Origin of the sequence: Spiribacter sp. 2438 (genome assembly GCF_009676705.1) — a bacterium.
Classification (GTDB): domain Bacteria; phylum Pseudomonadota; class Gammaproteobacteria; order Nitrococcales; family Nitrococcaceae; genus Spiribacter.
The window spans coordinates 374,063-398,747 of record NZ_CP046046.1; the positions used below are offsets into that span (position 1 = coordinate 374,063).

Sequence of the window (24,685 nt, forward strand, 5' to 3'; positions counted from 1 at the left end):
AGGCAGAAAAGGCCCACCATGGTGACAACATGCGGATAGACCCGGCGAGCGGGTTTCTGGACAGCGCGACCTACCTGGCGTCGCCCAACTGCGATGCGCGCCCCGGCGGCGCGCAGCCGGAGTTGCTAGTGGTTCACGGGATCAGTCTGCCGGAAGGCCAGTACGGTGGCGGCTATATCCGGGCGCTATTCACCAACCGTCTCAACACCCGGGACGATTCGCGGTTTCAGGCCCTGGACGGGCTCAGGGTCTCCGCTCACCTGCTTATTGACCGCCGTGGCCAGCTGACCCAGTTCGTGCCCTTCGGCCAGCGGGCCTGGCATGCCGGCCAGTCCTGGTTCGAGGGGCGCAGCGACTGCAACGACTTCTCCATCGGGGTTGAGCTGGAGGGGACGGACCGGTCCCGATTCGCCGAAGCGCAGTACGACCGGCTCGAACAGCTCATCCCGGTGCTGCAGCGGGCCTATCCCGGCATCGCAGACGACCGGGTGGTGGGGCACTGTCACATCGCCCCGGGCCGCAAGAGCGACCCCGGGCCGCTGTTTGACTGGGGGCGGTTGCATCGCCGTCTGGGCATTCGCTGCCCCATCACCCAATCGCCACCGGGTCCGCCATGCAACTGATCGCCATTCTGATTGCTTTCATTCTCACCGGGCTGCTTTCTCCCGGGGGATGGCGCAGCGCCCGGGGCTTTAACCGGCTGGCGGACTGGCTGCGCCAGCGACTGCTGCCCCTGGGGCTGTGGAACCATGCCGGCGGGCTGATCGCGGTAGTGATCCCCGCGCTGCTGTTGGTGCTGTTGGTACAGTGGCTGGCGGGCGGCTGGCTATTCGGCCTCGTGGGTGGGGCCCTGGGGGTGATCGCGCTGCTGTTTGCCTTTGGCGGCGGTGAAACCCTGGAGGCCGAAGTGGCGGCCTTCACCAGCGCCTGGCGCCGCGGTGATGAGGCGGCGGCCCAGCGCGCCCTCGAGGCCATCGCCGGCAGCTCGCTGGAGCCGGTGCCCCTGGAAGTCATGCCCGAGTTGGCCGCGGAACATCTGGTGATCCGCGCCCGAACCCGCTGGTTTGCACCAGTGTTCTGGTTCGTGGTGCTGGGGCCGGTGGGGGCCTTCGGCTATCGGCTGGTGGTGCTGGCCCGGGCCTTCGGCGATTTCCACGACAACACCGGCCCCGGCTACTGTCAGTGCTCCGCACGTCTGATCACCATTCTGGACTGGCTGCCCAACCGGTTGATGGCCCTGGCCCTCGCGCTGGTGGGACATTTCAACGCCACCCGCCAGGCCTGGGCAGCTACGGTGGATCAGGACGAGCAGCAGCGGCTGTCCTCGGCGGGGCTGGGGGCGCTGGGACTGGCCCCCTCGGACGGCCCGCGGGACCTCACCGGTGAAGCGGTGGGGGACACCCATGCGATGCTGCGTCGGGGACTGTACGTCTGGCTGGCGGCGATCGCCGCGGCGACGTTGCTGGGCCTGCTCTAGCTAGACCACCAGCACCGGGCAGTGGGCGGAGCCCGCCACCCGCTGAGCGACGCTGCCCAGCAGCACGGAGGTCTCGCCAGTGGTCCCCTGAGCCCCCACCACGATCAGGTCACAGTCCCGCTGGCGGGCGAACTGCACGATGGTGCTGGCGGGCCGGCCACCCTTGACGAAGGCCCGCAGGTGATCCTTGGGTGCCCCGTGATCCCGCAGATACTCCTTGGCGGACATGGCGATGTCGGTGGCGTATTCCTTGAGGGCGTTTTCCGGCAGATCCAGGCGGGTGGGCCGCACCATGGAGATGGACGCCTCCCGCAGGCTGTGGTGCTTGAACACGCACAGCACGTAGATCTCGGCCTGGGTGATCCGCTGAATCTCCAGAGTTTTTTCCAGCGCCTTGAGAGCCCCATTGGAGCCGTCCACCGGGACCAGAATGCGATTGAATGCCGCCATGGCGTCCCCTAGTTGAACATCATGTCACGCAGTCCCAGGGAGATCTGCGGGAACATGATCAGCAGGGCCGCCGAGAGGATCAGCATGAATACAAAGGGTGGCGTGCCCCGAATGACTTCGATGTACGGTCGCTTGAAGATCGCAATGGCCGTGAATATGTCGCAGCCAAAGGGCGGCGTGGCCGAGCCGATGGCCACCTGCAGCGTGATCAGAATGCCCACCAGCACCGGGTCGAGACCGGTGGCGGCCACCGCCGGCATGAAAATCGGCGTCAGCACCAGAATCACCACAATGGGGTCAACAAACATGCAGGCCACAAAGAAGGCGATGCAGATGGCGATCAGCACCCCGGTGGGGCCGGCCTCGTTAATGCCCACGGCCTCCAGCACCGCCGAGGGGATCTGAGCGAAAGAGATAATCCAGGAGAAGCCGTTGCCCACGCCCACCAGGATGAACACCACCGCGGTGATCAGGCCGGTGGACTTGGCGATGGCCCAGATGTCTTTCGACTTCAGCGACCGGAAGACCAGGAACTCCAGGATGAAGGCATACAGCACACACACCGCCGCCGCTTCGGTGGGGCTGAAGACGCCACCGTAGATGCCGCCGACGATAATGAGCGGGAAGCCCAGCGGCCAGAGCGCCTGGCGGATCGCGGTGCCGCGCTCCCGCCAGCTGGCCTTGGGCTCGGTGGGGACCTTGTTGATGTAGGCGTAGGCGATGCAATAGGCCGAGAACATGGCAAGGATCATCAGTCCGGGGCCGATGCCGGCGATGAACAGCTCCCCGATGGAGGTCTCGGAGATCACCCCGTAGACGATCATGCCGATGCTTGGCGGGATCAGGAAGGCGATGTCACTGGAGTTGATGATCAACGCCAACGAAAACGAGTCCTTGTAACCGGCCTTGAGCATGCGCGGCCGCAGGGGCGAGCCCACCGCCACCACTGTGGCCTGGGTGGAGCCGGAGACCGCCCCGAACAGCGTGCAGGAGGTGGCGGTGCTCACCGCTAGACCGCCCTTGATGTGGCCAACAAAGCTCATGACCATGTTGATCAGGCGCTCCGCCGACGTGCCGCGGGTCATGATGTCGGCGGCCAGAATGAACATGGGCACCGCGATCAGCGAGGCGGGCCGGATGCCGGCAATGATCTGCTGGATCAGCGTGTCCATCTGACCAAAGCCGTTGAACATCATCACGAAGCCGATGGTGGCGCCGGCGATCAGCGGCACCATCATCGGGAAGCCGAGCAGCAGCAACAGCACCATCACCGAGAACATGATCATCGCCATGGCGGTTACACCTCGGTTTCGGTGTCGGTGTAACCATCCACCATGGCGGTGGACAGATACACGTCCTTTTCACGAATGTTCTTGATGGCGGTGAGCAGGTACTGAATGCCGGTGATGGCAAATCCCAGCGGCACCCACAGATAAATCCACCAGATGGGCAGCCCCATGGCGGGCAGCACCCGGCCGCGCTGATAGAGGGTGGTGATGTACTCGATGGAGTAATACATCAGGAAAAACATGGCCGCCGAGGTGACCAGCGCAATGATGATCATGAGGATCTTGCGCCCGAACACCGGAAAGGCGTCGTAAATCGCCGACATGCGGATGTGCCGACCGTGGCGGGCGGCGTAGCCAATGCCCGCAAAGGTGATCATGACGATCAGAATTCGGTTGATTTCGCCGGAGACGGCGATACTGGAGCCCAGGGCGAAGCGGCTGACGACGTTGGCGACGGTGTTGACCGCCATGAGCAGAACGCCGAGCCCGAGAATGCCGGCTTCGAGGCGGGCCAGCGCCATGTCCAGCAGGCCCAGTGGCCCCGGTAGCCCCGAGGTGTAGCGTCTTTCCTCGTCTTCGTCGATCATCCCCGCCCCCCGGGTGATGTCCCGATTGTGGGATCAGTAAAGGGGCCAGCCCGCAGCGCGGACTGCCCCCTCCCAATGCGGCTTAACCGCCAGACGCTCAGTTGGACTGAACGGCCTCGAGGTCGGCCTTGAACTGCTCCAGGAGCATGGCACCGTCTTCGCCGGTCAGCTCCAGATAGCGCTCCTCAACCGCCGGAGCCAGTGCCCGGAACTCGTCAATCTGCTCCTCGTTCAGGCGGGTCACGGTGACCTCGTCCGACGATTCCAGAATCAGCTCCAGTGACTCGTCCGCCAGACCCTGGATATGCTCCATGGTGACGGCATAGGCGTGATCCGCCGCGTCGCGAACCATCTGCTGGTCGTCAGCGGACAGGCTGTTGAAGAAGTCCTGGTTGGCCATGGACGCTGTCACGAACCAGCCATGACCGGTGAACACCAGGTTCGGAGACACCTCGTAAAGTCCGCCGGACTGGATCCAGAAGATCGGGTTTTCCTGACCGTCGATCAGGCCGGTCTGCAGGCCACCATAGACCTCACCCCAGGGCAGCGGCGTCGGCGTTGCACCAAAGGCGTTGTAAGTGGCGGAGAGCAGCGGGTTGGTCATCACCCGAATGTTCTTGCCCTGGATCCCGCTGGGGCTGGTGAACGGCTCATCGGCGGTCACCACCATTTCACCTTCGGGATACATCTTCAGCAGTTCGAGGCCGTGCTCAGCGTAGAGCTCGGGGAAGATCTCGTTGATGGCCACGCTCTGGTCGAAGAACTCCAGCACGGTCTGCTCGTCGGTGGGCAGCAGATACGGCACGAAGAAGATCTGTGCCGCCGGCAGCCAGGCGCCGCTGAAGCCCGGCGACTGGTTCACGAACTCGATGATGCCGTTCTGGGCCTGCTCCATGATGTCGTCCGACTCACCGAGCTCACCAAAGCGATAGACCTCGAGGGTGTAGTCCGAATTGGCCTCAATATGATCCTTGAACGCCATGGCATAGACGTCCTGGACGTCGTCCTCGAATTCCTCATGGGCGTAGCGCCAGGTGTCGGCAAAGGCCGCACTGGACAGGCTCAGGGCCAGGGCGCCAATGGCGGCGTGAGTCAAAAACCGGGATGACTTCATGTGTAAGTCTCCTTGTGTGTCGTATTGGCTACCGCCACTTAATGGTGACAGTCCCGATCGAAGGTAGCCCGCGGCTGGAACCCGGTCAAGTGCATGAATTGGCCGCCGAAATGGTGCAGAGAAGCACCGAATCGCACCAATCTTGCCCGTAAAGTCGGTCTTTTAACGGGATGAAGGCCGATCCCGGGGCACCGATGGCAGCTGTCGTTGCTCTGGCAGGTTCGCCTCCGCCTCGAACACCCGACTCTGCAGGCGCACCGTGGCGGTGGTGGTGATCGGCAGGCGGCCGGTGGCCAGGAGTCGGCGGTGAAACAGGTCCACGTCGGGGTCAAAGCGGCTGGCGGCGCGGGCCGCCGCCAGAATCAATGCACCACCATAGGGCACTCGCAGCGGATAGCCGTAGGTCACCTGCACCCGCAGCAGGGTGGCATCCGCCAGGTTCAGACCGCTGCGTGGGCCCGGCCCGGTGCTGCCCAGGTGGACATCGCGAAACGGGAGGTAAATTCGGCCATCGGCATCCCGGCGACCATGGTCCCGGAGCGCCTCGGCGGTGGGATTGAGAATGCGAATGCGGCTGTGGGCGAAAACCTCCGGCAGCGATTGCAGGCTGAATCGGCGCTCAAAGTCAGTGACCCGCCGCTCCGGAGCTTTTAATGGCGTCAGCGCCCGGGCCAGGGCTGTGCGCATGGGGCCCGTCCGGGCGTTTTCCACCGCGCCGGCCCGGGCCGCCATGAGGGTGGCGTGGCTGACAAACGCCCGGGCCTCGTGAACGAAGGCCCACTGCACCACCATGAGGCCGACAGCCAGCACCACCGGCAGGGCAATCAGCGCCTCCAGCATGACGCCGCCGGTCATGCCATGCCGCTGTCCTGGACCAGGTTGGCCGGGAAGGCCCGCGGCCGGGCGCTGATCACGGGGGCCAATCAGCGCCCGGCGGGTCATTAACCGCGGCAGTTGGCGGGCGCGAAGCGGGTGGGGAGGGAGCCATCGCCATTCGCCGCCTCGCACCTCCACTCGATTTGGCCGCCCTCTTCACTAACAGTGGGAATAAAAAAGAGACTGTCCCCTTCATCGACCCCCTCGCCAATATCGTTGAACGTTACTCGAATACTTCCCGGTGACGTTGACGAGATGATGATTGCCTCAACCACATCGGTTGAATAACTGCTGCCGGGCGTCGTGCCGCTGTCGTCCAAACCTGCTTCTGAGGAATTCGTAGGTAACTGCCCATTCGCATAGTAATAGTCCGCGACGCTGGCCTTGATGGGCGAGACGGCAGCAATGGCCTCCGTGACTTTGGCCCGGACGGTGTAGTCCGAGTAGGCCGGTACGGCCACGGCGGCCAGCACGCCGACGATGGCCACAACGATCATGAGTTCAATCAGCGTGAAACCGCTTTGACGATTGCGCATGAAAAACCTCCGGTAGCTTCAAATCGGAACCGCGCCGGGGGGCGGGTTCGGGGGTCAATTCAGCCCGGTTTGCCGGCGGGTGTTCTGCGATCTGTCTCGCAGACCGGACCAGCGGGGCCGCGGACGGGCCCAGTGGCGCTTTTCCGCAGCGCCGCAATTTTTTGAAACCACCCCCGGAATCGTGGAAAATGCTCCAACTTTTTCATGAGGAGGCGGAGGGCCCATGAACCTGCACGAGTTTCAGGCGAAGCACATCTTCAGCCAGTACGGCATACCCATTCCCAAAGGTTTCGTGGTCCGCTCGTCGGCAGAGGCCCGTTCCGCCGCTGAGGAGCTGGGCGGCCCGGTCTGGGTGGTCAAGGCCCAGGTGCATGCCGGCGGCCGCGGCAAGGCCGGGGGCGTCAAGCTCGCCAAGAGCCTGGATGAGGTGGCCGAGTACACCGATGGCATGCTGGGCACCCGGTTGGTCACCCACCAGACCGACGAGCACGGCATGCCGGTGAACTCGGTGATGATCGAGGAAGGCCTGGACATCGCCCGCGAGATTTATCTTGGCGCCCTGGTGGACCGCTCCAGCAAGCGTATCGTTTTCATGGGTTCCGCCGCCGGCGGCATGGACATCGAAGAAGTCGCCGCCACCGAACCCGAAAAGATCATCACCGTGGGGGTCAACCCGGTGGCCGGGCTGCAGCCTTACCAGTGCCGGCAGATGGGCTTCGCCCTGGGGCTGACGCCGGCGCAGATCAAACAGCTCACCCGCATCATGGACGGCCTCTACCGCTGTTTCACCGACCGCGACCTGGGGCTGATCGAAATCAACCCCCTGATCGTCACCGGCGATGACGAGCTGCTGGCCCTGGACGCCAAGATCAACGTCGACGACAACGCCGTCGAGGTGAAGCGCCAGGCGGAAATCGCCGACATGCGCGACGTCAGCCAGGAAGACGACACCGAGGTCCAGGCCGCCGAGCACGGCCTCAACTACATCACCCTGGATGGCAATATTGGCTGCATGGTCAACGGCGCCGGCCTGGCCATGGCCACCATGGACGTCATCAAGCTCCACGGCGGCGAGCCGGCCAACTTTCTGGACGTGGGCGGCGGCACCAACAAGGAGCGCGTCACCGAGGCGTTCAAGATCATCTCCGCCAGCCCTGATGTGCAGGGCATTCTGGTGAACATCTTCGGCGGCATCGTCCGCTGCGACATGATCGCCGAAGGCGTCATCGCTGCGGTCAAGGAAGTCGGCGTCAACGTGCCGGTGGTGGTGCGCCTGGAGGGCACCAACGTCGAGCAGGGCAAGGCGCTGCTCAAGGACAGCGGTCTCGACATCATTCCGGCGGACGATCTGACCGACGGTGCACAGAAGGTGGTGGGCGCCGTCAGCGCCTGACCCGCAACCCGGACACAAGACGAGGAACACACATGAGTATTCTGGTGGACAAACACACCAAGGTGATCGTCCAGGGCTTCACCGGGAAGCAGGGCACCTTCCACGCCGAGCAGTGCATTGCCTACGGCACCAATATCGTCGGCGGCACCACCCCGGGCCGCGGTGGCGAAACCCACCTCGAGCGACCGGTGTTCAACACCGTGCGTGACGCGGTGGACGACACCGGCGCCGATGCCTCGATGATCTACGTGCCGGCGGCCTTTGCCGCCGACGCCATCCTCGAAGCGGCGGAAGCCGGCATTCGGGTGATCGCGTGCATCACCGAAGGCATTCCGGTGCTGGACATGCTCAAGGTCAAGGCCGCGCTGGACTTCTACGGCGCCACCCTGATCGGCCCCAACTGCCCCGGCATCATCACGCCGGACGAGTGCAAGATCGGCATCATGCCCGGCCACATTCACAAGGCCGGGTCCATCGGCATTGTCTCGCGCTCCGGCACCCTGACCTACGAGGCGGTCAAGCAGACCACCGACATCGGCATGGGCCAGAGCACCTGTGTGGGCATCGGTGGCGACCCCATTCAGGGCATGAACTTCATTGACGTCATCGAGCAGTTCGAGGCCGACCGGCAGACCAAGGGCATTGTCATGGTGGGCGAAATCGGCGGGACCGCCGAGGAAGAGGCCGCCGAGTACATCCAGGCCCACGTCCGCAAACCAGTGGTGGCCTATATCGCCGGGGTGACCGCACCCCCCGGCAAGCGCATGGGGCATGCCGGTGCCATCATCAGTGGTGGCAAGGGCACTGCCGCGGACAAGTTCGGTGCCCTCGAAAAGGCCGGTGTGGCCACCGTTCGCTCACCTGCGGAGATCGGCCAGCGCGTCAGTGACTGCTTCACCGGCTGACTGCGGTGATCGCCGCGACGCCGCGCCGGGGCGCTTCGCCTCGGGAGGGGTCGGGTCATGAGTGAGCCACGGCGTTTCATCATGGCCCAGCTCAACCTGCTGGTGGGCGATGTCGCCGGCAACACCCAGGCGGTGATCCAGGCGGCCACGGAAGCCCGCGACGGTCAGGGTGCGGCGCTGGTGTGCTTTCCCGAGCTCACCCTCACCGGTTATCCACCGGATGATCTGCTGCTGCGCAGTGATTTCATCGCCGCGGTGGATGACGGGCTACAGCGCATCGCCGAGGCCACCCGAGGCATCACCGTGATTGTCGGCGCTCCGCAGCTGGAGGCCGGGCAGCTGGTGAATGCCGCCCTAGTGATTCGCAACGGGCGGGTGGACGCCCGCTACGCCAAACAACAGCTGCCCACCTATGGCGTTTTCGACGACCTGCGCTACTTTGCCCCCGGCGACACCGCCTGCGTGGTGGACGTGGAGGGCTGTCGGGTGGGGGTCACCGTCTGTGAAGACGCCTGGTATCCGGAACCCGTGGCCGCAGCCGCCGCTGCCGGGGCGGACGTGGTGGTGAACATCAACGCCTCCCCCTTTGATCAGTACAAGGGCACCGCCCGGGAATCGGTGCTGCGGGACCGCATCGCCGAAACCGGCCTGCCCATCCTCTACTGCAATATGGCGGGCGGCCAGGACGAGGTGGTCTACGACGGCGGCTCCTGCGCCTTCGACGCCAACGGCGACCTGATGGTGCGCGCCCCCCGGTTCGACACCGGCCTGTATGCCGTGGACGTGGCCCGCATCCATGACCAGTGGACGCCGCTGGAAGGCGACATCGAGCCGGATCTCTCCCCCGAGGCCGCGGTCTACGAAGCGCTGGTCTGGGGGGTGCGGGACTACATCGAAAAAAATCGCTTCCCCGGTGTGGTGATCGGGCTTTCCGGCGGTATCGACTCCGCGCTCACCACCTGCATCGCCGCCGACGCGCTGGGCCCGGAGCGGGTGCATTGCCTGATGATGCCCACCCGCTACACCTCGGCGATGAGCCACACCGACGCCGGCGAGCTCGCCGAGGCTCTGGGCGTGCGCTACGACGTGGTGGCCATCGAGGCCATCTTCAACCAGTTCACCGGCGAACTGGCGCCGCTCTTCGACGACCGCCCGGCGGACGTCACCGAGGAGAACCTGCAGTCGCGCATTCGCGGCACCCTGCTGATGGCGGTGTCCAACAAATTCGGTGGCCTGGTGCTCGCCACCGGCAACAAAAGCGAAATGGCGGTGGGCTATTCCACCCTGTATGGCGACATGGTGGGCGGTTTCTCGCCGCTCAAGGACATCTTCAAGACCGAGGTCTACCGGCTGGCGCGCTACCGCAACGCGCTCTCGCCGGTGATCCCCGAAAACGCCCTGACCCGGCCGCCCAGCGCCGAACTGGCGCCGGACCAGAAAGACACCGACAGCCTGCCGGAATACCCCGAACTGGACAGCATTCTGGCGGCCTATGTTGAGGACGACGCCGGCATCGAGGAAATCGTCGACGCCGGTCACGACCGCGCCACGGTGGAACAGGTGGTGCGGCTTCTGCATCGCAACGAATACAAGCGTCGCCAGGCCGCGCCCGGGGTCAAAGTGACCACCAAGGCCTTCGGCCGCGACCGCCGCTACCCCATCACCTCGGGGTTCGGTCGGGCGGCGGACTGATACACTGCGGCGCTCAGCCAACGGGAGTTGTTTTCATGAAAAAGATCGAAGCCATCATCAAGCCCTTCAAGCTGGATGATGTCCGCGAGGGCATCGCCGAGGTGGGTATCACCGGCATGACCGTCACCGAGGTCAAGGGGTTCGGGCGCCAGAAAGGCCACACCGAGCTCTATCGCGGCGCGGAATACGTGGTGGACTTCCTGCCCAAGATGCGCATCGAAGTGGTGGTCCCCGACGACGTGGTGGACGTGGTGGTGGAAGCCATCATCAAGGCGGCCAACACCGGCAAGATCGGCGACGGCAAGGTGTTCGTCAGCCCGGTGGAGCAGGCCATTCGCATCCGCACCCAGGACCGGGACGAGCAGGCCCTCTAATCGGGGCCCGTCACCGGCGCGCGATGGGTTACATCGCGCCCGGGCCCGGCATCCGGGGCGGCTGGGCGCCGCCAGGCGCCGGCGCATCGGTGGGAGAGGGCGAGACCTCCATGGACTCGTCCTGGAACAGCCCCGGGGCAGCCGGCTGATCGGGCCGGGTCGGGTCCATCTCGGCGGCGGCCACCTGTACCCCTTCCGCCAGATCATCAAACCCCAGCGCCTGATAGGCCGCCGTCAGCACATCCATGGCGGGCTCCACCGATGGCGTGCCGGGAAACTCTTCAATGACCGTGATGGCCCGGCGGGCCGCTGCTACCCAGGCCTCCCCGTCCAGATAGTACCGGGCCACAAACAGCTGGAAGCGGGCGCCATCGGCGTAGAGTTCCTGCATCCGCTCCCGGGCGTCGTCCACGTATTCGCTGTCCGGGAACTGTTCCACCAGGGTCTGGAATGACTGAAACGCCTGCCGGCGTGGCACCGGGTCCCTGAGGTTGGTGTCCACCCGGGCCAGCCGCTTGATGAAGTCCTCGTTTTTCTCCTGCAGCGCCAGCCCCTGCATGTACCAGGTGTAGGGCACCGCCCGGTGGCGCGGATGCAGCCGCCGGAAGCGGTCCGCCGCCGCCACGGTGGAGGCCGCATCGCCGGTTTCGTAGTAGACGCGAATGATGTCCAGCTGCGCCTGGGTGGCGTACACCCCGAACGGGAACTGCGCCTGCAGCGCTTCCAGTTCCTCGGTGGCCGTGGTCCAGTCACGGCGATCCATGGCCCGCTGGGCCCGCTCATAAAGCGCCTGCGCCTCGGCATCCCGCAAATCCGCGCCACCGCCGTTGCCCCCGCAGCCCGCCAGCAGCACCGTAACCATTACCATCGTGAGGATGCGCTTCATGTCGCTATCGTCTACCTTGTTGCCCGAATCGCGAGTTTAGAGAAAAAACCCCGGCCGCGCCCAGTCGGCTGTACAGAGAGATTGCATGTCGCCCCCCAGCCAGCGCATCGAGCGCACCGCCATCCTGCCCCCCGAGGCCGCCGGCCAACGCCTGGACGCGGCGTTGGCGGCGTTGTTCCCGGAGTTCTCCCGCTCCCGGCTGCAACGCTGGCTCAAGGACGGCGCCCTCACCGTGGACGGCGCCTCACCCCGCGGCCGCACCACAATAGCCGGTGGCGAAACCGTGCACCTGATGGCCGAACTGGCGGACGAAGGCCGGGTGGAAGCCGAGCCCATCCCTCTGGATATTGTTCATGAGGACGCCGACCTGCTGGTGATCAACAAACCCGCTGGTCTGGTGGTCCACCCCGGCGCCGGCAACCCCGGTGGCACCCTGCAGAACGCGCTGCTGCACCACGAACCGGCCCTGGGCGCCGTGCCCCGGGCCGGGCTGGTGCATCGGCTGGATCGGGACACCTCCGGGCTGATGGTGGTGGCCCGTACCCTTCAGGCCCACACCCACCTGGTCAATCAGCTGCAGGCCCGCAGCATGGGCCGCGAGTACCTGGCGCTGGTGGCCGGCACCTTCACCGCCGGTGGCCGGGTCGACGCCCCCATCGGCCGGCACCCCAGGGACCGGCTCAAAATGGCGGTGCGCGCCGAGGCGCCGGATTCCCGTCCCGCCATCACCCACTATCGCATCGACACCCGCTATCCGGCCCATACCCTGCTGCGCTGCCGCCTGGAAACCGGTCGCACCCACCAGATCCGGGTTCACATGGCCCACATCCGGCATCCCATCGTCGGCGACCCGCTTTACAGCGGGCGACTGGCCTTGCCGTCCGGGGCAGAGGCCGTGACGGTGGCCGGACTCAGTGGGGATGGCCACCATGGCGTGGCGACGGGTCCCGGTGACGACGGGGCCGTGACGGTGGCCGAGGTGCTACGGCGGTTTCGGCGCCAGGCCCTGCATGCCGAGACTCTCACCCTGATTCATCCGGCAAGCGGTGAGACCCTCAGCTGGACCGCGGCACCGCCGCCGGACTTTCAGGACCTGATGACGGCCCTGGCCGCCCATCGACAGGCCATGGCGGACGACGAAGCGGGGGACGGGCGGTGGCGGCCCTGAGCCATGAAATTTCGCTGTTGCCGGCGGACTGGAGTGAGTCCTGCGAGGGGGCCGGTGCCGCGGACGCCGGGGCTCCCGGGACCAACGCAGGTGCCGTGGTCAGCCCGGGCACCGCTCAAGTTGAGCCGCTGATCCAGCAATGGCCGGAGGGCGGCTGTGTTCAGGCCGGCTTCACCACCCGTCGGGGTGGCGTCAGCCAGGGCCCGTTTCAGGGCCTGAACCTGGCCCTGCACGTCAATGACGACCCCGAGGCCGTCCTGGCCAATCGCCGGCGCCTGATGGCGGCGGCGGGCCTGCCCGAGGCACCCCGCTGGCTGCGCCAGATCCACAGCACCCGGGTGGTGCATGGGGATGAGGTCGATGCCGATGTCACCGAAGCCGACGCCATCTGGACCGACCGCCCGGACACCGTCTGTGCGGTGCTGGTGGCCGACTGCATGCCCATCCTGCTGGCCGACCGGGGCGGGCGGTGTGTTGCCGCCGTGCACGCCGGCTGGCGGGGGCTGGCCGCCGGCATCCTCCAGCAGACCATTGCCGCCCTGCCGGTGCCCGCCAGCGCCCTGGCGGCCTGCATCGGACCCTGCATCGGCGCGGCAGCCTATGAAGTGGGCCCGGAAGTGCCCCGGGAGATGCGCCGGCAGGGGGTGGAGCCGGTGGTGCAACCGGCAGTGCAATCGGCGGGCAGCGCGTCCTCTGATCGCTGCCTCCTCAACCTGTCCGCCACCGCCCGCCGGGTGCTGGTGGATTCCGGAGTTAGCGCCGTGGGCTCGATGGGGGCCTGTACCTATAACGATCCGGCGCGGTTTTATTCCTATCGCCGTGGCCACCCCACCGGCCGGCTGGCGGGCTTGATTCACCTGTTGCGGCCTGCAACTGGACAGTAAACCTATAATTAAGTATGTTTAACGTCCACTTAAAATTCGCGATGGACCATGCGACAGGTTGATGCGCTGAAACTGCTGGCCGAACAGGCATCCGAGGGACGCGGCGTCTTCAGCCGCCGTGACCTCGAGCGCCTGTTGCGTCATGACAAGCCGCCAGCCCGCGAGCAAACGCTGAAACGACTGGTCAACGACGGCTGGCTCACCCCGGCGGCGCGGGGGGTTTACGTCTATCCGCCGGGGCTTCGCCAGGACGGGTACGACCTTGAGCGAATCGCCCGCACCCTAAGGCGGGGCGAGTACGGTTACGTGAGCCTTGAATCGGCGCTCTCAGAGTGGGGCGCGATTTCCCAGATCCCGGTGGGGCATCTCACGCTGATGACCACCGGGCGAAAGGGCACCTTCCCCACCCCCTGGGGCACCATTGAGTTCACCCACACCGCCCGGCCGCTTGATAACATTTTCCGCGCCACCGTGGTCCCGCCGGACCGGCCGCTTCGCCTGGCCACCCCCGAAGCCGCCTGGCGGGATCTGAAGCGCGTCGGCCGCAACGTCCACATGGTGGATCGTGAGGCCCTTCAGGAAATCTGCGAGGAGCGCCAGGCCGGATGACGCTCCACGCCCTGGTCGACGCGGCAATCCGCGATTCCCCGGATCTCGCGCCCCTGCGGCCGGTGATTGAAAAGGAGCTGCTGCACTACGACATCCTGCAAGCCCTGGATCAGACGGGTTTGCTGGATAAGCTCACATTCCAGGGTGGGACCAGTCTGCGCCTGTGCCACGGCGCGCCGCGCTTTAGCGAGGATCTGGATTTTGCCGGCGGTCCGGCCTTTGCCAGCGGGGACGTCGCGGGTATGGCCGAGGTCATCGAATCGGTGATCACCCAGCACCATGGCCTAGAGGTGCGGGTCAAGCCGCCCAGCGCCGCGCCCGGCGCCGAGCCATCACCCACGGTGACCGTGAGCCGTTGGCAAGTGATTGTGACCACCGCGCCGGCCCGGCCGGACCTGCCCCGGCAGCGGGTGCGCCTTGAAATCGCCAACGTGCCAGCGTACTCCGGCCAATTGCGGCCGCTCCGCCGCAACTACACGGCCCTTCCGGACGGATACGAAGACATTCTGGTGCCCGTGGAGACCGTCTCCGAGGTGCTCTGCGACAAACTGATCTCGGCGGTGGCATCCAAAGCGCCGCGCCACCGGGACTGGTGGGATTTGCCCTGGCTCCAGCAGCAGGGGGCGGAGCTCAACCCGGAATGGCTCGCCGCCAAAATCAGGGACTATGGCATCGCCGACTATCCGAGCGCCGTGGATCGATGCCTGGGTGAGCTGCCGGGCGTTATTCGCAGCGCCGATTTCACCCGGCAGATGAGCCGCTTTTTGCCGCCGGCGGTTATTCGCAGGACCCTGCAGCAGCGCCGATTCCTCGACTATCTGGTGGAAACCAATGCGCAGTTACTGAAAGCGGCTCGGTCGGAAGCGGGGCGATAAGGGCCCTGTGGGAGTTGTTTTTGAGGATTAGGACGCGTGGGCTAAAACGTCACACTCCATACGCCATACGCCATACGCCATACGCCATACGCCATACGCCATACGCCATACGCCATACGCCATACGCCATACGCCACACGTCACACGTCATACATCGCTCTCGCCGCGATCGCGTACTCTGGGTGCAATCGTGTGTTATGAGAGTCGTCGTTTACACCAGACGGAGTACGTAAGACCTCAGACGAGCGGACGGGATGCGTTCTACTTGCAAAAAAAGAACCCGGCGCCCCCGCCCGGCGCCCCCCGCCTGCGCCCCCCGTCCTACCCCCAATCCCCCGCCGCTTTGAAAACCCATCCGCCATCCCCATATCTAACGGCAAAGACATACACCGATTTTTCAAGGAGTTCGTCCCATGCGTATGGACAAACTGACCACCAAGTTTCAGATGGCCCTGGCGGACGCCCAGTCGCTGGCCCTGGGGCGTGATCACCAGATGATCGAGCCGGAGCACCTGCTGCTCGCCATGCTCGACCAGGAGGGCGGCGGCGTGCGGCATCTGCTGCAGCAGGCTGGCGTCAACGGGGCCTATCTGCGCTCGCAGCTGGGGGAGGCGGTGGACCGTCTGCCCACGGTGGCGGGGGCGGCCGGCGACGTGCATGTCAGCAATGACCTCAACCGGCTGCTCAACCAGACCGACAAGCTCGCTCAGAAGCGCGGCGACAGCTATATCTCCAGCGAGCTGTTTTTGCTGGCGGCGGTGCAGGATGGCCAGTCCCGGGTGGGCCAGCTGCTGACCGGTGCCGGGGCTAACCGCCAGGCCCTGGAGAAAGCCATCGAGTCCACCCGCGGCGGTGAGAACGTCGATGACCCCAACGCCGAGGATCAGCGCCAGGCGCTGGAGAAGTACACCATCGATCTCACCGAGCGGGCGGAGCAGGCCAAGCTGGACCCGGTGATCGGCCGCGACGAGGAGATCCGTCGCACCATTCAGGTGCTGCAGCGGCGCACCAAGAACAACCCGGTGCTGATTGGTGAGCCCGGCGTGGGTAAGACCGCCATCGTCGAGGGGCTGGCCCTGCGGATCGTCAACCAGGAGGTGCCGGAGGCCCTCAAGCATAAGCGGGTGCTGTCCCTGGACATGGGTGCCATGGTGGCCGGTGCCAAGTACCGCGGCGAGTTCGAAGAGCGCATGAAAGCCGTGTTGAAGGACCTCGCCAGGCAGGAAGGCGAGATCATTCTCTTTATCGACGAAATCCACACCATCGTCGGCGCCGGCAAGGCCGAGGGGTCCATGGACGCCGGCAATATGCTCAAGCCGGCCCTGGCCCGGGGCGAGCTGCACTGCATCGGCGCCACCACCCTGGACGAATACCGCACCAACATCGAAAAGGACGCCGCCCTGGAGCGCCGTTTCCAGAAGGTGCTGGTGGACGAGCCCAGTGTCGAGGACACGGTGGCGATCCTGCGCGGCCTGAAGGAGCGCTACGAGGTGCACCACGGCGTGGAGATCACGGATCCGGCCATTGTCAGCGCCGCGACCCTGTCCCAGCGCTACATCACCGATCGCAAGCTGCCGGACAAGGCCATCGATCTGGTGGACGAGGCCGCCAGTCGGATTCGCATCGAAATCGACTCCAAGCCCGAGGCCATGGACCGCCTGGAGCGGCGCCTGATTCAGCTCAAGATCGAGCGCGAGGCCCTCAACAAGGAAGAGGATGAGGCCTCCCGCAAGCGCCTCGCCACCCTCGAGGACGAAATCGCCGAGATCGAGCGCGAATACGGCGAGATGGAATCGGTCTGGAACGCCGAAAAGGCCGCCGTGGAAGGCGCCACCGGCCTCAAGGAAGCTCTGGAGCAGGCCCGTCAGGAGCTGGAAACCGCCCGCCGGGCCGGCGACCTGGGGCGCATGTCCGAACTGCAGTACGGCCGCATTCCGGAGCTCGAGCAGCAGCTGGAAGCTGCCACTCAGACCGAGGATCGGCCGGCCATGCAGTTGCTGCGCAACGCCGTCACCGAGGAAGAAGTGGCCGAGGTGGTCTCCAAGTGGACCGGTATCCCGGTCTCGAAAATGCTCGAGGGCGAGCGCGAGAAGCTGCTAAAAATGGAGTCCGCCCTCGGCGAGCGGGTGATCGGTCAGCACGAAGCCGTGGAAGCGGTGAGCAACGCCATCCGCCGCTCCCGGGCGGGGCTGTCCGACCCCCATCGCCCCAATGGTTCGTTTCTGTTCCTCGGCCCCACCGGCGTGGGCAAGACCGAGCTCTGCAAGGCGCTGGCCGGGTTCCTGTTCGACACCGAAGACGCCATGGTGCGGGTGGACATGTCCGAGTTCATGGAAAAGCACTCGGTGGCCCGGCTCATTGGCGCCCCGCCGGGGTACGTGGGCTATGAAGAGGGCGGTTACCTGACGGAAGCCGTCCGACGTAAGCCGTACTCCGTCCTGCTGCTGGACGAAGTGGAGAAGGCCCACGCGGATGTCTTCAACATCCTCCTGCAGGTGCTGGACGACGGCCGCCTGACGGACAGCCATGGCCGCACCGTGGACTTTCGCAACACCGTCATCGTCATGACCTCCAACCTCGGCTCGCACCTCATTCAGGAGCATGCCGGCGAGGCCCAGTACGATGAGATGAAGCGCCAGGTGATGGGCGTGGTCTCCCAGCACTTCCGGCCGGAGTTCATCAACCGCGTGGACGACGTGGTGGTGTTCCACCCGCTCGAGCGCGAGCAGATCCGCCGCATCACCGAAATCCAGGTGCGGGATCTCTCGGAGCGGCTGCGCGAGCGGGACATGACCCTGGAGCTCAGCGAGGCGGCGCTGGACGTGCTTGGCGAGGCCGGGTTCGACCCGATCTACGGCGCCCGCCCCCTCAAGCGGGTGCTGCAGCAGCGGATGGAAAATGCCCTGGCGCAGCGGATCCTCGGCGGCGAGTTCAGCCCGGGGGACGTCATTCGGGTGGATGCCGTGGGCAGTGGCGAGGCCAGCGAGCTGCGCTTTGAGCGGCTGAGCGAGCCAGTCGAGGCCTGACCGGTGCCGGGTCGCCGGAGGCCTGACGGGCACCAGGCCGTGGCGGGTGACGCCTGCCACGGCCGGGTTTTTCGTGCTGCCATTGACCCGGCGCTGGGCCTGATCACAGGCTCAGCGTTCGTCGGCTTCCGCCCCCAGGATCTGGCAGTCCACGCCGAAGGCACTCGCGGCCATGGCCAATGGTCGATCGGCGGTGAGAAGGCAGCACTCCTGACGGGCCGCGGCGGCAAGATGAAGGGCGTCCAACGTTCGCAAATTCGTTTTACATGACGACAACCAACGCAGGGCTTGATCGAAAACCTCCACCGAGATGGGCACGGGTCGGTAGCGGCCGGCGACAATATCGTTTTCCAGGGCAGACTCTATACGGCGCGCCTGTGATTCGGTGATCTCACCCATGCGAGACCAACGGGCGATTGCTGAGGCTATCTCCACTCGGACCAAAGGGCTCAATCCAATCTGCCCGCCTTGACACAGGAAGATGGCCTCCACAGCAGTGCTATTCACCTCCGAGCGATAGAACGGCAGAACGGCACTGGTATCCGCGTAAAGCATTAGCCGCGTTCGTCTTCCTCTCTTAACGCCCGCACCGTGTCCGCTGCCGTTTCCTGCATTGGCGGTATGCCCTCACGGAGCGAGATCCTGGAGATGAAGGGAACAGCGTCTTGCGCCTCGACCCGTGTCATGCGTGCGACCGGCTTGCCATGACGAAGAATCGTAATCTCTTCGCCTCCCTGCTCGATCTGTCTCAGCAGGCTGGCGAAGTTTTCCCGGGCGTCTCGCACATTAACTTCTTTCATTGATTGCCCCTCCAGCCTCTTGTGTACATGTTTAGCGTACACAAGGTTCTCCTCTCTCTCAATTAAGCTCATGGAAGCCTTGTCGGCCGACGCTGGCCGAACACCTAGCCCCCCACCCAGCGAATCACCGTATCCAGTGTCCGGCTCGGCAGAAAGCGCTTCAAAACCTTGAAGACGTGGGTCGGCACCGTGACGTGGTAGCGCGGCTTGGGGTGGGCGGCTTCCAGGGCCCGCCACAGCGTGCGGGCCACGGCCTCCGGGCCCCGGGTGAACGGCGGGTCGCCCTCGCTTTGCAGGCGGACGATGACCTGATGATAGCGGTCGCGGTGGACGCTGGCCTCGACCCGCGCCGGCCAGTCGGCGCCGCTCGCCTGACCCTCCGCTCCTACCCATCGCTGAAACCGGGTCCAGCCGTTGGCGCGGAATTCGCTGGTGACCGGGCCGGTCTGGATGAGCACCGCGTGGATGGCGGTGCCCCGTAGCTCGTGCCGCAGGGTGTCGGTCAGGCCTTCCAGGGCGTATTTGCTGGCGTTGTAGGCGCCGCGCCAGGGCAGGCTGATAAAGCCGAGCACCGAGCTGTGCTGGACGATGCGGCCCCAGCCCTGGGCGCGCATGGCCGGCAGCACCGCCCGGGTGACCGCGTGGGCGCCGAAGACGTTGGTCTCGAACTGCTCCCGCAGGGCCTCCCGGGGCAGGTCTTCCAGCGCACCGGGCTGGCCGAAGCCGGCGTTATTGAACACCGCGTCGATGCGGCCCTGGGTGCGGCCCAGCAGGGTGTCTACGGCGCGCTGGATGCTGTGGTCATCGTCCACGTCCATGACCAGGGCGTCCTCCAGCCCCGCCGCCATCAGATCGTCCACGTCGGCCGGGCGGCGGGCGGTGGCAAATACCCGCCAGCCCCGCTGCTGCAGGGTGAGCGCGCAGTGCCGACCAATGCCGGTGGAGCAGCCGGTAATGAGGATCACCGGGGGCGTGCCGGGGGCCATGACTCAGCCCACCCCCTGCAGCCGCAGATCGTTGCGGGTCAGGGGCTCGCCGCCCTGCTCGGTGACCCGCACGGTGTTGCTCATGCCAATGCCCCACTCCCCGGGAATGCGCAGCATCAGCGGCAGGTGAAACACCATGTTCTCGGCGAACTCCCGCTCCACGCCGCGGGCGATGTAGCCGGAGCCCTCCACCCACGAGGGCGGAAACTGAATTCCCACGGTGTAGCCATAGACGCCGGAGAAAAATGCCCGCTCAGCCATGGGCGCCAGGGCCTGGTCCGCCGCCGCGGCGGCGGTGTCGATGCTGACCCCGGGGCGCATGTGCTCGGTGAGCGCCTCATAAATGGACCGGATGGTGTCCGCGGTGCGGCGCATTTCGTCGGTGGGGGTGCCGGCCACCCGGGTGCGCATCATGGGCGCGGTGTAGCGATGCCAGGCGGCCCCGAATTCCAGGAACACCGGATCGCCGTCGTTGACGTCGTGGCGCTGGTGGTTGCAGTGAATGACGCTGGAGCGCCAGCCGGTGGTGACGATGGGCTGCAGGCTCATGAACTCGCCCCCCGCCGCCAGCATGGCCGCCGAGCCCGTGGCGGCCAGCTGCTGGTCGGTCACCCCCGGAGCGATCAGGCTGTCGGCGGCGGCGATGCCCGTCTCGGTGATGCGGGCGCTCGCCTGCAGCATGGCGATTTCCGCCTCGCTTTTGACGATTTTGATCCCGTCCACCAGCCCCGAGGCGTCAGTGAGTGTGACCGCCGGCAGCGCCGCCGCCAGCCCGTCCCGAAAGCCGCTGCGCAGGGCCGGGCCCCAGTTGTCGGTGCCCAGCTTCGGCCGATCGGCGGTGACCACCCCCGCGTCCCGAATGATGTCCGCCATCTGCTCCACGGCGCCGTTGGCGGCTTCCCAGCGATAGCCCACCACCTCATCCACCCGGGCGGTGGTCACCGCCGGGCCGGTTTCGATGGAGGGGACCTGTAGCACCGCCCGGCCATGGGCCCCGGCGGTGAGCAGCAGGGCGGTGTGCACCGACACCTCGAAGGTGTTGTAGCCGGTGAGGTAGCAGATGTCCGCGGCGTCGGTGACCAGCAGCGCGGCCAGTCCGGCGTCGTCCATGGCGCGGGCCACGCCGTCGCGGCGGCGGGCGTATTCGCTGTCCTCGAAGGGCAGTTCCAGACGGCCCACCCGGTCGGCCAGTTGGTCGCGATAGCGATTGAAATCCATTGCTGTTCTCCGTTGCTGGCTGGCGGGCCCCGCCGCGTTGCTGGCCGTTATAGCAGATACCGGGCGCCCACCGGCAAAGCCCTCACCGGTCCGGCTCATGCCAGCCCCGGCCGATCACGCCAGCAACACTGCCACCAGCCCGGTGATGAAGACTCCGTCAAAGGTGCCGGCCCCCCCGATGGAGGCGAGGGGTGAGCCCAGGCCGCGGACATCCCGCAGGCGCAGCAGATCCGCCCCGGCCAGCACCCCCAGGGTGCCGCAGATGTAGGCCAGCGGCGCGCTCTGCTCCGGCGCCAGGGTCACCGCCACCACCGCCGCGGCAATGGGGGCCACCAGGATGGGCATGCCGATGCCCATGCCCGGGATGGGTCGGCTGAAGGCGTAGCAAATGCCGGACTGGATGGCGATGGCCCCGATCACCGCCAGCACCGGCAGCGGGTGGTATTGCAGCAGGTACAGCGAGAACGCCACCGGGATCACGCAGCCGCCAACGTTCACGGCGATCAGGACTTTGCCCTCGGGCACCCGGGGGGCCAGCCGACTCATGGCCTGCATCTTGCGCTTGAGCTCCGGGTCCGGCGACCGGGTGGCGTCCATGGTGAACAGCGGCAGATTGATGGCGCTGCCCCCCAGGGACATCAGCAGCAGCAGAATGGCGGCGTTCTGGGACAGCCCCAGCCGGTCAAAGGCCACGGTGACCACACCGATCTGGATGAGGGCGAACAGCAGCGCAAACAGAAATCCCCCCAGGATCATCTGCATGGGCATCGGCCACCTCCTTGACCAGGCAAAAAACCGGCTATCATATGCCTTGATCGGGCACCGTCGCCCGCCCCAAAGTTGCAAGGAAACCCAGCATGCCGATTTATGAATACGCCTGCGATGCCTGTGGCCACGAGCTCGAGGCGCTGCAGGGTCTCTCCGATGACCCCCTCAACGAGTGTCCCGCCTGCGGAAAGGCGGCCCTGCGCCGCAAAATCTCGGCGGCGGCGTTCCGCCTGAAAGGCGGTGGCTGGTACGAAACGGATTTCAAAAAGGACAAGCAGCGCAATTTGGCCGGTGACAAAAAAGCCGAGAGTAAACCCGCGGCAAAGTCAGAGGATGCGAAGCCGAAGTCCGGCGAGGGCAAAACCGCGACCAAGCCCGCCAAAGCGGATTAGCGCCGGCGCCGTCATGACGCCCCCGCTTGCCTGAACCCCCGTCACGGCTTACGATTTCGGGTTTTTCCCAACAGGCGGTTTTTCATGCCCATGCGCACCCATTATTGCGGCGAAGTCACTGAGGCCCTGCTCGATCAGGACGTGGACATCTGCGGCTGGGTGCATCGCCGCCGGGACCATGGCGGGGTGATCTTCATCGACCTGCGCGACCGCGAGGGGCTGCTGCAGGTGGTGTTCGACCCGGACCGGGCCGAGGCCTTTGACATCGCCGACCGGGTGCGCCCGGAGTGGGTCCTGAAAATCCGCGGCCGGGTGCGGCATCGGCCCGAGGGCACCGCCAACCCGCAGCTCAACTCCGGCCAGGTGGAGGTGCTGGGCCACGCCATCGAGGTGCTCAACCAGGCCAAGACCCCGCCGTTCCAGCTGGACGAGGACGACGTGGGCGAGGACGTGCGCCTGCGCCATCGCACCATCGACCTGCGCCGCCCGGCCATGCAGCAGCACCTGAAAACCCGGGCCCGGGTCACCGGTTTCATGCACCGGTTTCTGGACGCCGAGGGGTTCCTGGACGTGGAGACCCCGATGCTCACCCGGGCGACGCCGGAGGGGGCGCGGGACTTTCTGGTGCCAAGCCGGCTGCACGCCGGCAGTTTTTACGCGCTGCCCCAGTCGCCGCAGCTCTTCAAGCAGCTGCTGATGATGGGCGGCCTGGACCGCTACTACCAGATCGTGCGCTGTTTTCGGGACGAGGACCTGCGGGCGGACCGCCAGCCGGAGTTCACCCAGCTGGACGTGGAGACCTCGTTCATGGACGAGGCGCAGATCACCGGACTGATGGAGCGGCTGATTCGGGAGCTCATGCAGGCGGTCGCCGGTATCGCCCTGCCGGATCCCTTCCCGCGCATGACCTATGCCGAGGCGGTGGAGCGCTTTGGCATCGACCGGCCGGACCTGCGCATCCCCATGGAACTGGTGACGGTGAGCGACCTGCTGGCCGAGGTGGAGTTCAAGGTCTTCGCCGGCCCGGCCAGCGACCCCCGGGGTCGGGTGGCGGCGCTGCGGGTGCCCGGCGGCGCCTCGCTCACCCGCAAGCAGATCGACGAGTACACCGACTTTGTGGGCCGCTATGGCGCCAAGGGCCTGGCCTACATCAAGGTCAACGACCCCGCCGACGGCGTGGCGGGGCTGCAGTCCCCCATTCTCAAGTTCCTGCCGGAGTCGGTGGTTACCGACATTCTGGCCCGCACCGGGGCGGCGGCCGGCGATCTCATTTTCTTTGGCGCTGACAAGGCCAAGGTGGTCAACGAATCCCTGGCGGCCCTGCGGGTGCGCGTGGGCCATGACCTGGAGCTGCTGGAAGGCGAATGGCGGCCGCTCTGGGTGGTGGACTTCCCGATGTTCGAATACGACGAAACCGACGGCCGCTACTACGCGCTGCATCATCCCTTCACCGCCCCCCAGGCGGAGACCGTGGACGAGGTCAACGCCGCCGACCCGGAATCCCTGCTCTCACGGGCCTACGACCTGGTGCTGAACGGCACCGAGCTTGGCGGCGGCTCCATTCGTATTCACCGGCCGGACATGCAGTCGGCGGTGTTCCAGCGCCTTGGCATTGACGCCGAGGAAGCCCGGGAGAAGTTCGGCTTTCTGCTGGATGCCCTGGAGTACGGGGCCCCGCCTCACGGCGGCATCGCCTTCGGCCTGGATCGGTTGATCATGCTGATCTCCGGGGCGGAGTCCATTCGTGACGTGATGGCCTTCCCCAAGACCCAGACCGGCGCCTGCCTGCTCACCCAGGCCCCGGCGGCGGTAGACGACGCCGCCCTGCGGGATCTGCACGTCCGGGTGCGCCGGCCGGTGAAGACCTAGTCGGGTTCTTTCAGGGTCAGGCGGGTGCCGGGCTGAATCCCCAGGCGCTGCGCCTCGCCGGCGGCCAGCTCCAGGGCGGCGGCAATGGGCTCTGCGAGGCCATAGCCCCGGGTCTCCGGCTCCATGCGCTCCATGGCAATGACCCGGCCCTCCCGGTCCACATAGGCAATGTCCAGGGCCAGACGGACATTGCGCATGTGCCAGCTCACCTGCCGCGGTTCTTCAAACACAAACCAGATGGGATGATCCCGAATCAACCGGGCGGGCAGGTGCTGCATGCCCTGGGCGCGCTGCTCGGTGGTCTCCGCCACCCGCACGGTGAGGGTGTCCGGCCCGCCGGCCAGCGGGGCCAGGGGCTCGATGGCCAACTCGGCGGTGTCCATGGACTGCCAGGCGGCGGGGAGGTCGGTGGCCTCGGTGGCGGCGTTGCCGCTCAGCCAGGCGTCCACCAGCAGCACGAAGCCGGCCAGAGCCAGGCCCGCCACGATGCGATAAATCCAGCGTTTCATAG

General features: G+C 66.1%; 26 protein-coding genes. 13 read left to right on the top strand and 13 right to left on the bottom strand.

Translation table 11 applies throughout. The annotated features are described in order from the left end of the window. The first annotated feature begins 29 nt into the window (after positions 1 to 29). Together ampD and ampE are read left to right on the top strand one after the other, a co-directional pair. Positions 30 to 623 (top strand): 1,6-anhydro-N-acetylmuramyl-L-alanine amidase AmpD, encoded by a 594-nt coding sequence (gene ampD / locus GJ672_RS01880; protein ID WP_154296979.1) that lies wholly within the window; start codon positions 30 to 32, stop codon positions 621 to 623. After that, positions 614 to 1,477: a regulatory signaling modulator protein AmpE gene (ampE, locus tag GJ672_RS01885; RefSeq protein ID WP_154295620.1), complete on the top strand. Its 864-nt coding sequence runs from the start codon at positions 614 to 616 to the stop codon at positions 1,475 to 1,477. The genes ampD and ampE overlap by 10 nt, the downstream gene beginning before the upstream one ends. On the opposite strand, the gene GJ672_RS01890 is transcribed toward ampE, so the two are convergent. The 6 genes from GJ672_RS01890 to GJ672_RS01915 form a co-directional block, all read right to left on the bottom strand. Next, positions 1,478 to 1,927, bottom strand: a complete 450-nt coding sequence (locus tag GJ672_RS01890; protein ID WP_154295621.1) for a universal stress protein — start codon at positions 1,925 to 1,927, stop codon at positions 1,478 to 1,480. An 8-nt stretch (positions 1,928 to 1,935) separates the two neighbouring features. Continuing rightward, on the bottom strand, positions 1,936 to 3,219 hold the full coding sequence (locus GJ672_RS01895; protein WP_154295622.1) for a TRAP transporter large permease: 1,284 nt from the start codon (positions 3,217 to 3,219) through the stop codon (positions 1,936 to 1,938). Between the two features lie 5 nt (positions 3,220 to 3,224). Continuing rightward, positions 3,225 to 3,803, bottom strand: a complete 579-nt coding sequence (locus tag GJ672_RS01900; protein WP_154295623.1) for a TRAP transporter small permease — start codon at positions 3,801 to 3,803, stop codon at positions 3,225 to 3,227. A 97-nt stretch (positions 3,804 to 3,900) separates the two neighbouring features. Beyond that, entirely contained in the window at positions 3,901 to 4,917 is a 1,017-nt protein-coding gene (gene dctP / locus GJ672_RS01905; protein ID WP_154295624.1) for a TRAP transporter substrate-binding protein DctP, read from the bottom strand. A gap of 162 nt (positions 4,918 to 5,079) precedes the next feature. Continuing rightward, positions 5,080 to 5,772: a TadE family protein gene (locus GJ672_RS01910; protein ID WP_154295625.1), complete on the bottom strand. Its 693-nt coding sequence runs from the start codon at positions 5,770 to 5,772 to the stop codon at positions 5,080 to 5,082. Positions 5,773 to 5,858: 86 nt separating this feature from the next. Further along, the gene (locus GJ672_RS01915) at positions 5,859 to 6,329 is read right to left on the bottom strand and encodes a pilin (protein ID WP_154295626.1); all 471 of its coding nucleotides are present in this window, start codon (positions 6,327 to 6,329) and stop codon (positions 5,859 to 5,861) included. Positions 6,330 to 6,552: 223 nt separating this feature from the next. On the opposite strand from GJ672_RS01915, the gene sucC reads away from it, so the two are divergent. The 4 genes from sucC to GJ672_RS01935 are packed head-to-tail and all read left to right on the top strand — an operon-like array spanning position 6,553 to position 10,693. Further along, positions 6,553 to 7,722 carry an ADP-forming succinate--CoA ligase subunit beta gene (sucC, locus tag GJ672_RS01920; RefSeq protein WP_154295627.1) on the top strand — a complete coding sequence of 390 codons (1,170 nt, stop codon included), beginning with the start codon at positions 6,553 to 6,555 and terminating at the stop codon, positions 7,720 to 7,722. Between the two features lie 32 nt (positions 7,723 to 7,754). Then, on the top strand, positions 7,755 to 8,627 hold the full coding sequence (gene sucD / locus GJ672_RS01925; protein WP_154295628.1) for a succinate--CoA ligase subunit alpha: 873 nt from the start codon (positions 7,755 to 7,757) through the stop codon (positions 8,625 to 8,627). Between the two features lie 57 nt (positions 8,628 to 8,684). Further along, positions 8,685 to 10,319 carry an NAD+ synthase gene (locus GJ672_RS01930; protein ID WP_154295629.1) on the top strand — a complete coding sequence of 545 codons (1,635 nt, stop codon included), beginning with the start codon at positions 8,685 to 8,687 and terminating at the stop codon, positions 10,317 to 10,319. 35 nt (positions 10,320 to 10,354) lie between these two features. Then, positions 10,355 to 10,693: a P-II family nitrogen regulator gene (locus tag GJ672_RS01935; RefSeq protein ID WP_154295630.1), complete on the top strand. Its 339-nt coding sequence runs from the start codon at positions 10,355 to 10,357 to the stop codon at positions 10,691 to 10,693. Positions 10,694 to 10,721: 28 nt separating this feature from the next. On the opposite strand, the gene GJ672_RS01940 is transcribed toward GJ672_RS01935, so the two are convergent. Further along, positions 10,722 to 11,579: an outer membrane protein assembly factor BamD gene (locus tag GJ672_RS01940; RefSeq protein ID WP_154295631.1), complete on the bottom strand. Its 858-nt coding sequence runs from the start codon at positions 11,577 to 11,579 to the stop codon at positions 10,722 to 10,724. Between the two features lie 85 nt (positions 11,580 to 11,664). On the opposite strand from GJ672_RS01940, the gene rluD reads away from it, so the two are divergent. From rluD to clpB, 5 genes are all read left to right on the top strand, one after another. Further along, positions 11,665 to 12,747 (top strand): 23S rRNA pseudouridine(1911/1915/1917) synthase RluD, encoded by a 1,083-nt coding sequence (gene rluD, locus GJ672_RS01945; RefSeq protein WP_154295632.1) that lies wholly within the window; start codon positions 11,665 to 11,667, stop codon positions 12,745 to 12,747. Continuing rightward, the gene (pgeF, locus tag GJ672_RS01950) at positions 12,735 to 13,631 is read left to right on the top strand and encodes a peptidoglycan editing factor PgeF (RefSeq protein WP_229381921.1); all 897 of its coding nucleotides are present in this window, start codon (positions 12,735 to 12,737) and stop codon (positions 13,629 to 13,631) included. The genes rluD and pgeF overlap by 13 nt, the downstream gene beginning before the upstream one ends. A gap of 48 nt (positions 13,632 to 13,679) precedes the next feature. After that, entirely contained in the window at positions 13,680 to 14,240 is a 561-nt protein-coding gene (gene abiEi, locus GJ672_RS01955) for a type IV toxin-antitoxin system AbiEi family antitoxin (RefSeq protein ID WP_154295633.1), read from the top strand. Next, a complete protein-coding gene (locus GJ672_RS01960) occupies positions 14,237 to 15,115 on the top strand; it encodes a nucleotidyl transferase AbiEii/AbiGii toxin family protein (protein ID WP_154295634.1) in 879 nt (292 codons plus the stop codon). Before abiEi ends, GJ672_RS01960 begins: the two co-directional genes overlap by 4 nt. Positions 15,116 to 15,534: 419 nt before the next feature. Beyond that, on the top strand, positions 15,535 to 18,141 hold the full coding sequence (clpB, locus tag GJ672_RS01965) for an ATP-dependent chaperone ClpB (protein ID WP_154296981.1): 2,607 nt from the start codon (positions 15,535 to 15,537) through the stop codon (positions 18,139 to 18,141). Positions 18,142 to 18,252: 111 nt separating this feature from the next. Here clpB and GJ672_RS01970 read toward each other — a convergent pair whose 3' ends face one another. The 5 genes from GJ672_RS01970 to GJ672_RS01990 all read right to left on the bottom strand — a co-directional run bounded on the left by GJ672_RS01970 (position 18,253) and on the right by GJ672_RS01990 (position 21,907). Further along, positions 18,253 to 18,696, bottom strand: a complete 444-nt coding sequence (locus tag GJ672_RS01970; protein WP_154295635.1) for a type II toxin-antitoxin system VapC family toxin — start codon at positions 18,694 to 18,696, stop codon at positions 18,253 to 18,255. Beyond that, positions 18,696 to 18,941, bottom strand: coding sequence for a type II toxin-antitoxin system Phd/YefM family antitoxin (locus tag GJ672_RS01975; RefSeq protein WP_154295636.1), 246 nt, complete (start codon positions 18,939 to 18,941; stop codon positions 18,696 to 18,698). Before GJ672_RS01975 ends, GJ672_RS01970 begins: the two co-directional genes overlap by 1 nt. Before the next feature lie 104 nt (positions 18,942 to 19,045). Further along, on the bottom strand, positions 19,046 to 19,927 hold the full coding sequence (locus tag GJ672_RS01980) for an SDR family NAD(P)-dependent oxidoreductase (protein WP_154295637.1): 882 nt from the start codon (positions 19,925 to 19,927) through the stop codon (positions 19,046 to 19,048). A gap of 3 nt (positions 19,928 to 19,930) precedes the next feature. Next, complete coding sequence (locus tag GJ672_RS01985) at positions 19,931 to 21,145, bottom strand: Xaa-Pro peptidase family protein (protein ID WP_154295638.1); 1,215 nt, start codon at positions 21,143 to 21,145, stop codon at positions 19,931 to 19,933. A 114-nt stretch (positions 21,146 to 21,259) separates the two neighbouring features. After that, positions 21,260 to 21,907 (bottom strand): DUF1614 domain-containing protein, encoded by a 648-nt coding sequence (locus tag GJ672_RS01990; protein ID WP_229381922.1) that lies wholly within the window; start codon positions 21,905 to 21,907, stop codon positions 21,260 to 21,262. Between the two features lie 95 nt (positions 21,908 to 22,002). Between GJ672_RS01990 and GJ672_RS01995 the strand changes: the two genes are divergently transcribed. Beyond that, entirely contained in the window at positions 22,003 to 22,305 is a 303-nt protein-coding gene (locus GJ672_RS01995; protein ID WP_154295640.1) for an FmdB family zinc ribbon protein, read from the top strand. A gap of 90 nt (positions 22,306 to 22,395) precedes the next feature. Continuing rightward, positions 22,396 to 24,174 (top strand): aspartate--tRNA ligase, encoded by a 1,779-nt coding sequence (gene aspS, locus GJ672_RS02000; RefSeq protein WP_154296982.1) that lies wholly within the window; start codon positions 22,396 to 22,398, stop codon positions 24,172 to 24,174. Here the strand turns inward: aspS and GJ672_RS02005 are convergent. After that, a complete protein-coding gene (locus tag GJ672_RS02005) occupies positions 24,171 to 24,683 on the bottom strand; it encodes a DUF192 domain-containing protein (RefSeq protein WP_154295641.1) in 513 nt (170 codons plus the stop codon). The two genes, aspS and GJ672_RS02005, sit on opposite strands and share 4 nt — an antisense overlap. Positions 24,684 to 24,685: the final 2 nt, after the last annotated feature.

Bases quoted from the DNA above. Each gene is read 5' to 3' on its own strand.
- GJ672_RS01970 (WP_154295635.1), bottom strand. From the start codon at position 18,696: ATGCTTTACGCGGATACCAGTGCCGTTCTGCCGTTCTATCGCTCGGAG.
- GJ672_RS01935 (WP_154295630.1), top strand. From the start codon at position 10,355: ATGAAAAAGATCGAAGCCATCATCAAGCCCTTCAAGCTGGATGATGTC.
- aspS (WP_154296982.1), top strand. From the start codon at position 22,396: ATGCGCACCCATTATTGCGGCGAAGTCACTGAGGCCCTGCTCGATCAG.
- sucD (WP_154295628.1), top strand. From the start codon at position 7,755: ATGAGTATTCTGGTGGACAAACACACCAAGGTGATCGTCCAGGGCTTC.
- GJ672_RS01930 (WP_154295629.1), top strand. From the start codon at position 8,685: ATGAGTGAGCCACGGCGTTTCATCATGGCCCAGCTCAACCTGCTGGTG.
- GJ672_RS01910 (WP_154295625.1), bottom strand. From the start codon at position 5,772: ATGACCGGCGGCGTCATGCTGGAGGCGCTGATTGCCCTGCCGGTGGTG.
- GJ672_RS01940 (WP_154295631.1), bottom strand. From the start codon at position 11,579: ATGAAGCGCATCCTCACGATGGTAATGGTTACGGTGCTGCTGGCGGGC.
- GJ672_RS01890 (WP_154295621.1), bottom strand. From the start codon at position 1,927: ATGGCGGCATTCAATCGCATTCTGGTCCCGGTGGACGGCTCCAATGGG.
- GJ672_RS01895 (WP_154295622.1), bottom strand. From the start codon at position 3,219: ATGGCGATGATCATGTTCTCGGTGATGGTGCTGTTGCTGCTGCTCGGC.
- GJ672_RS01915 (WP_154295626.1), bottom strand. From the start codon at position 6,329: ATGCGCAATCGTCAAAGCGGTTTCACGCTGATTGAACTCATGATCGTT.
- GJ672_RS01900 (WP_154295623.1), bottom strand. From the start codon at position 3,803: ATGATCGACGAAGACGAGGAAAGACGCTACACCTCGGGGCTACCGGGG.
- GJ672_RS02005 (WP_154295641.1), bottom strand. From the start codon at position 24,683: ATGAAACGCTGGATTTATCGCATCGTGGCGGGCCTGGCTCTGGCCGGC.
- GJ672_RS01980 (WP_154295637.1), bottom strand. From the start codon at position 19,927: ATGGCCCCCGGCACGCCCCCGGTGATCCTCATTACCGGCTGCTCCACC.
- rluD (WP_154295632.1), top strand. From the start codon at position 11,665: ATGTCGCCCCCCAGCCAGCGCATCGAGCGCACCGCCATCCTGCCCCCC.
- GJ672_RS01975 (WP_154295636.1), bottom strand. From the start codon at position 18,941: ATGAAAGAAGTTAATGTGCGAGACGCCCGGGAAAACTTCGCCAGCCTG.
- GJ672_RS01985 (WP_154295638.1), bottom strand. From the start codon at position 21,145: ATGGATTTCAATCGCTATCGCGACCAACTGGCCGACCGGGTGGGCCGT.
- ampD (WP_154296979.1), top strand. From the start codon at position 30: ATGCGGATAGACCCGGCGAGCGGGTTTCTGGACAGCGCGACCTACCTG.
- abiEi (WP_154295633.1), top strand. From the start codon at position 13,680: ATGCGACAGGTTGATGCGCTGAAACTGCTGGCCGAACAGGCATCCGAG.
- dctP (WP_154295624.1), bottom strand. From the start codon at position 4,917: ATGAAGTCATCCCGGTTTTTGACTCACGCCGCCATTGGCGCCCTGGCC.
- GJ672_RS01995 (WP_154295640.1), top strand. From the start codon at position 22,003: ATGCCGATTTATGAATACGCCTGCGATGCCTGTGGCCACGAGCTCGAG.
- GJ672_RS01990 (WP_229381922.1), bottom strand. From the start codon at position 21,907: ATGCAGATGATCCTGGGGGGATTTCTGTTTGCGCTGCTGTTCGCCCTC.
- GJ672_RS01960 (WP_154295634.1), top strand. From the start codon at position 14,237: ATGACGCTCCACGCCCTGGTCGACGCGGCAATCCGCGATTCCCCGGAT.
- sucC (WP_154295627.1), top strand. From the start codon at position 6,553: ATGAACCTGCACGAGTTTCAGGCGAAGCACATCTTCAGCCAGTACGGC.
- ampE (WP_154295620.1), top strand. From the start codon at position 614: ATGCAACTGATCGCCATTCTGATTGCTTTCATTCTCACCGGGCTGCTT.
- clpB (WP_154296981.1), top strand. From the start codon at position 15,535: ATGGACAAACTGACCACCAAGTTTCAGATGGCCCTGGCGGACGCCCAG.